General features: G+C 55.1%; 4 protein-coding genes. 3 read left to right on the top strand and 1 reads right to left on the bottom strand.

The annotated features are described in order from the left end of the window. The first annotated feature begins 340 nt into the window (after positions 1–340). Together AC221Y_RS20070 and AC221Y_RS20065 are read left to right on the top strand one after the other, a co-directional pair. Positions 341–1108, top strand: coding sequence for a methyltransferase domain-containing protein (locus AC221Y_RS20070; RefSeq protein ID WP_299752696.1), 768 nt, complete (start codon positions 341–343; stop codon positions 1106–1108). A gap of 246 nt (positions 1109–1354) precedes the next feature. Then, positions 1355–2434, top strand: coding sequence for a cobalamin-independent methionine synthase II family protein (locus AC221Y_RS20065; RefSeq protein WP_486708170.1), 1080 nt, complete (start codon positions 1355–1357; stop codon positions 2432–2434). 128 nt (positions 2435–2562) lie between these two features. Here the strand turns inward: AC221Y_RS20065 and AC221Y_RS20060 are convergent, their stop codons facing one another. Then, positions 2563–2724 carry an ankyrin repeat domain-containing protein gene (locus tag AC221Y_RS20060; RefSeq protein WP_299752690.1) on the bottom strand — a complete coding sequence of 54 codons (162 nt, stop codon included), beginning with the start codon at positions 2722–2724 and terminating at the stop codon, positions 2563–2565. A 492-nt stretch (positions 2725–3216) separates the two neighbouring features. Here AC221Y_RS20060 and AC221Y_RS20055 point away from each other — a divergent pair, with 492 nt between their 5' ends. Beyond that, a complete protein-coding gene (locus tag AC221Y_RS20055) occupies positions 3217–4152 on the top strand; it encodes an SDR family NAD(P)-dependent oxidoreductase (RefSeq protein WP_299752687.1) in 936 nt (311 codons plus the stop codon). The last annotated feature ends 977 nt before the right edge of the window (positions 4153–5129 follow it).

Below are 5129 nucleotides of genomic sequence, written 5' to 3'. Positions count from 1 at the left end.
CGCAAAACGCCCGCTCAGGTCGCCCCTAAAAGCTCCCAGACACGCGCGCGAAAGAGCAAAGCCAAAGCAGCCGCACCCATCAAATCCCCATAGATACCGCTGTTCCACCAAGCCCAACCCCGCGATTTCCCGCTTGAGCGCTTCTCCGACGCCAGGCAACGCTCCGCGCCACCCAATCGCCGCGCGTGGCGTCCGAGAAACCTACACCGAACCGGACCGCTGCGACGCAGCATCTTCAGCAATGTGCGTCGCCCCATAAGCCGCCATTCTTCCCCTCCCTGAAGTGTGCTAGCGTTGGGCGAAGGGCACGAACCCGATCTTGTCCTCATGCGGGGGGAAAATGACATCTGACATACAGTATCCAGATAATTTCATTGAGCGGCTACACGCGGTTTGGGGGGAAGGGTTCCTTTCGCCCGGGGGGGCGGAGGAGGTGCGTGAAATCGTGCGGGACATCGATCTGGCTCAGAAGACCGTGCTGGATATTGGCTTCGGCACGGCAGGGCCAGCAATAACCCTGGCGCGTGAACTCGGCGCGGGCCAAGTCGTGGGCGTCGATGTTGAAGAGCCACTCCATCGGCGTGCGAAGGCGATTGTGGACGCAGCCGGACTGTCGGAGCGGATCGACCTCCGATTAGTCGAACCGGGACCGCTACCTTTTGGAGACGCTAGTTTCGACGTGGTGTTTTCTAAAGATTCAATCATTCACATTCCTGACAAGGGCGCGCTTTTCGCTGAGGTCCGACGCGTGCTGAAACCTGGCGGTACGTTTGCGGCAAGCGATTGGCTAAGTGGGGAAGGCCCCGATGCGGAGGCGGCATTGAGGCATATGGGTGGCCACCTGCATTTTGAGATGGCGACCGCACCGCAGATGGAGAAAATACTGCGCGATGCCGGCTTCAAGAGCGTGAGTTCGGTGGACCGGAACGCGTGGTATGCAATCGTCGTAGACGAGGAATTGCGCACGCTGGAGCGCGTTTATGACGACCTGGTGGCAAGGGTCGGAAAGGAAGTTGTTGACCCATGGCTTCAGGTCCGCCGGGGTTTGGCTCGGGCGGTGCAGGGCGGCGGATTGCGCCCCACGCATCTGCGGGGCACCAGCCCGTAGTGTGCGGAAATTGAAAATAACGGCTTATGAGATGACTGCCTAGGGCTCGAGCAGCCGTTCGCTGCACCCCAGCATCAATAGACGCGAAAGTGAAAGTTGCCTAGACATCCAACTCTGAGGGCACTTATATTTTTTTCAAGCCCGCTCGCGGAAAATCAAATAGAACACTCAGTTGCTTTGTCAGTCGCGCAATGCTGAAAACCCAGTAGCAGAAGACTACGGCCTTGGCCTCAAAAGGATGATCAGATGAGCAAATCCAACAGCCCGCTTGAAACAACAACCATCGGGTCTTTTCCTAAACCCAAATTTGTGCCGGTGCGCGACTGGTTTGATATTTCCCGTGAAACCGGTGGCATGAACTCCAGCCAGACCACAACCGACTATACGGCAGACATCAAGAATGTCGATGAACGCCACGAGCCATTATTCATTCGCGCGGCCAAGGAAGTTATCGCAATTCAATTGCGCTCTGGCGTTTCAATTCCCACTGATGGCGAGGTACGACGGGAAAATTATATCCATTATCACTGTCGACATCTGGATGGGTTTGACTTTGATAATCTTGAAAACCGTGTGTTGCGCGATGGCGCCTATGAAACCGATCTGCCCGCCATTCGTTCAACCATAGCCCACTCTGGAAGGAGCTATGGCGCGCATGACTACAGAGCCAGTCAAAGTGTTAGCCCGCGCCCCGTCAAGTTCACCTTGCCCGGCCCGCTCACCATCATGGACACCACCGCTGACTGTTTTTACAATGACCGACCTCGGTTGAACGCGGTCCTTGCTGAAACGGTGAACCGGGAAATTCTGGCTTTAGTCGATGCGGGCTGCCAGTATATTCAGGTGGACGAACCGCTGTTCGCGCGCGAAGTCGACGACGCGTTGAGTTTTGGTATCGAAGGGTTGGAACGCTGTTTTCACGGCGTACCAAAATCGGTCACTCGCGTTGTTCATATGTGTTGCGGCTACCCCGATCATCTGGACGACACTGAATACAAAAAGGCCGACCCAGGAAGTTATCACCGCCTAGCCAGTGCCATAGACACGGCTGCGTTTGATCAGATTTCGATCGAAGACGCGCATTGCTGCAACGATCTGAACCTACTGGACAAATTGCAAAAAAAGACCGTCATATTTGGCGCCGTCGCCGTTGCCCGCAGCCGCGTCGAAACTGTTGACCAGATCGAGGCCCGGCTGAATGAAGTTCTGAACCACATCGACCGGGATCGTCTTGTAGTCGCTCCGGATTGCGGTCTCGGGTTTTTGTCACCGGAATTAGCCGAGGCAAAACTGACCGTTATGTGTCAGGCCGCCGCCCGAGCTTGAAGAATGTAATCGCATATCAATCTTGCACTTTTGCAAAGAGATTATGCGTTGAATTGGATACAGAAACTCCACGCCAAGACCCAACAGATATGGTTTATCGAAACTCGATTGGTTAAGTCGGTTTGGGCTTAGAGGGCCGCACGATAGGCGAGCAGAAGCGCCACCGCCTCGACATGACCGTTCATCGCGGCCCAGTGCAGTGGTGACGCCATAGCGTCCTCCTCATTCGCATCTGCTCCTGATTTCATGAGGCGCTCGATCTCTGCAGAATCGCCCCTTTTTAGCGGCATCTCCTACTGGCCCCGCATGTGCAGACGCCGCCAATATTAATGCTATACTGAACCAAGACAGGATGTTTCGCATGACAGTCTCGCAAGTGCTGTTTCCTCGCGATCCAAATCGCTTTCAACTCAAGATACCACGGCAATGCTGATCGCCGAAATCGACCTTAGGTAACTTGGTGGACGTCACATGTCTGCCGGTTGCAAACCGACTGCTTTGGGCTCTGAGCCGACACCTGAGTTTTTTCGTCAGATGACCGGTTTGTCGTCCTGAACGGACGTTCGCGGTTGTCGGATCGCAGTTTCAGCCACGAACGACCGCTTCACCAAAAAGCAGACGTTGGTCGGAATCTAACGAAGGTCTGAACTGCGGGACACAACGGGCCTCTACTCCAATTTGGAATTGCCATGCTGACCGCCTAGGATCACACTGCTATCTTCGATTGGAAAGCCCCAACACCATCAGTTGCCGGCCCTCGCAGCAGAAAAAGGCCATTCAATATGACGACGAGGGCAAGCGATCAAGAGCGGCCAATTTCTTTGGTGACGGGAGGCAATACGGGGATAGGGTTTGAGACCTGCAAGGGGCTACTAAAGGAAGGTTGCCACGTCATCTTGACCGCGCGTTCCCGAAGAAAGGCGAACGAGGCGGTGGCCGCTCTGCTGGAGAGTGGCCCGATTGGCAGTACGGCCGAGGCCCTGGTTCTCGATCTGGGCTCTTTAGCGTCCGTTCGAAAAGCCGCCGATGAATTTCTCGCGACGGGAAGGCCTTTGAACATCTGTGTGTTCAACGCTGGCGTTATGGCTTTGCCATGGACGAAGACGGCCGATGGCTTCGAACAGCAGTGGCAAGTCAATGTTCTCGGACATTACCTCTTCTGTCGCTTACTTCTTCCAGCCATTTCCGAATCCCGAGACCCGTTCGGACGTATTGTCTGGGTTGCCTCCGGGGCGCACAGGTTGCACCCGGAGAAGGTCGATTACCACGCCTTGGCGCGTGAACATGAAAGCGCGGATGGATATGACCAATGGCGTGCATACGGCCGAAGCAAGCTGGCCAACATCTTGCTGTCGAACGAGCTCGCCCGCCGTCTGAGGGACGCCGGATCGCCCGTGACGAGCAACGCGCTTCATCCAGGTAACGTAAATACCGCCCTCTGGTCTAAGGCCGGTAGAACAAACGAGACAGGTATATCAGCGGAGCAAGGCGCGGTATCTTCAATTTTCCTCGCCGGATCGAACGAAATCGAGGGTTGCAGCGGAGGTTACTATTTCCAGTGCAAGCCCGTGACCACCGTTTTTGACGACGCCCTGCATAAGAGCGCCGACTACATCGCAAAATCTGCGATGCGCGCCGAAGTCAGCCTGTCCGATTCCGAGGCCAGAGCAATGTGGTCGGTTGCAAGCAATGGCGTTGGTCTTGGAGAGGAGCTTTGAGCCAGGCGCGGAGTCTGCATTGGGCGTATTCTGTTGAAAAACTCCAAAATCTGAAAATCCCAAATTCCCGTCAAAACCGCAAATCGTGTCAAAGTCAGCTAAGATAGTGAACCAGGCGACGCGACGCAGTCTAGCAACCCGGGAGGCTTGGTTTGGCCGATTCCCTTGCCAAAATAAACTAATCGACCTGTATGGCGAAAAAATCTGTCCGCCAGGCCCGAAACTGGAGTTTTTCAACAGAATAGGCTCAGAGCCGCCGTTGACGGCTTCTTGGGGTGAAGTCTGGTCTGCGATTGACACTCAAAGAAACGCACCAATTCTTGTAGAATGTCATCAGTGTGAGTCAGGCTATATTTCAGCCTAATACGACCACCATCGAGAGCAATTTCGCGTTCCGCTTTCCCTAAGTGGGCTTGGTGGTGGTCACCTCTCCTAACGGGCAGAAGTCAGCACCTTATGAACTTCGTCTTCCGATATTCCTAAAGCACCGGCAGCCTCACCTAGCATCCCAACCGCCGCTGTGGCCCTTGGCACACCCTGCACGCTCTCTCCGCGTCTCTTTGGCCCACGTCACCCGGTCATCGGGCAGAAGATCTTCAAGGCTGCCGCTTCGGCGTCTAAGAAGCAGGGCGACTGCCCCATTTGAGACTTGGGCGCATTTTTCTTACAGCCCCCGATGGGGAGTTTAGTAGCTGGAACTTCCGCGATCCTGGCGCGCTCGCGGCTGGTCTTCGGATGAAGCGCCATTGACGGCGTTTGGGTCGCAGGCGGCAAGTGCCAAGACGGTGCCGAGAAGGATCAAGATGCGTATCATTGTTTGAACTCCGTAGCGTGATTGCGCCGTGCCCTGTAGCGCCTGATTTGACAGGTAATGCCTTTGAAGTGGTCCTGCTTTTTAAGACAGTTTTGCGGCTTGCCTAAGATGCATCATTTTGGTGTTCATGCCGCGTTGCGTATTTCTGCTTGCTCGAAGTATT

This window comes from Boseongicola sp. (genome assembly GCF_057460485.1).
This window is presented reverse-complemented; position numbering and strand designations above follow the sequence as displayed.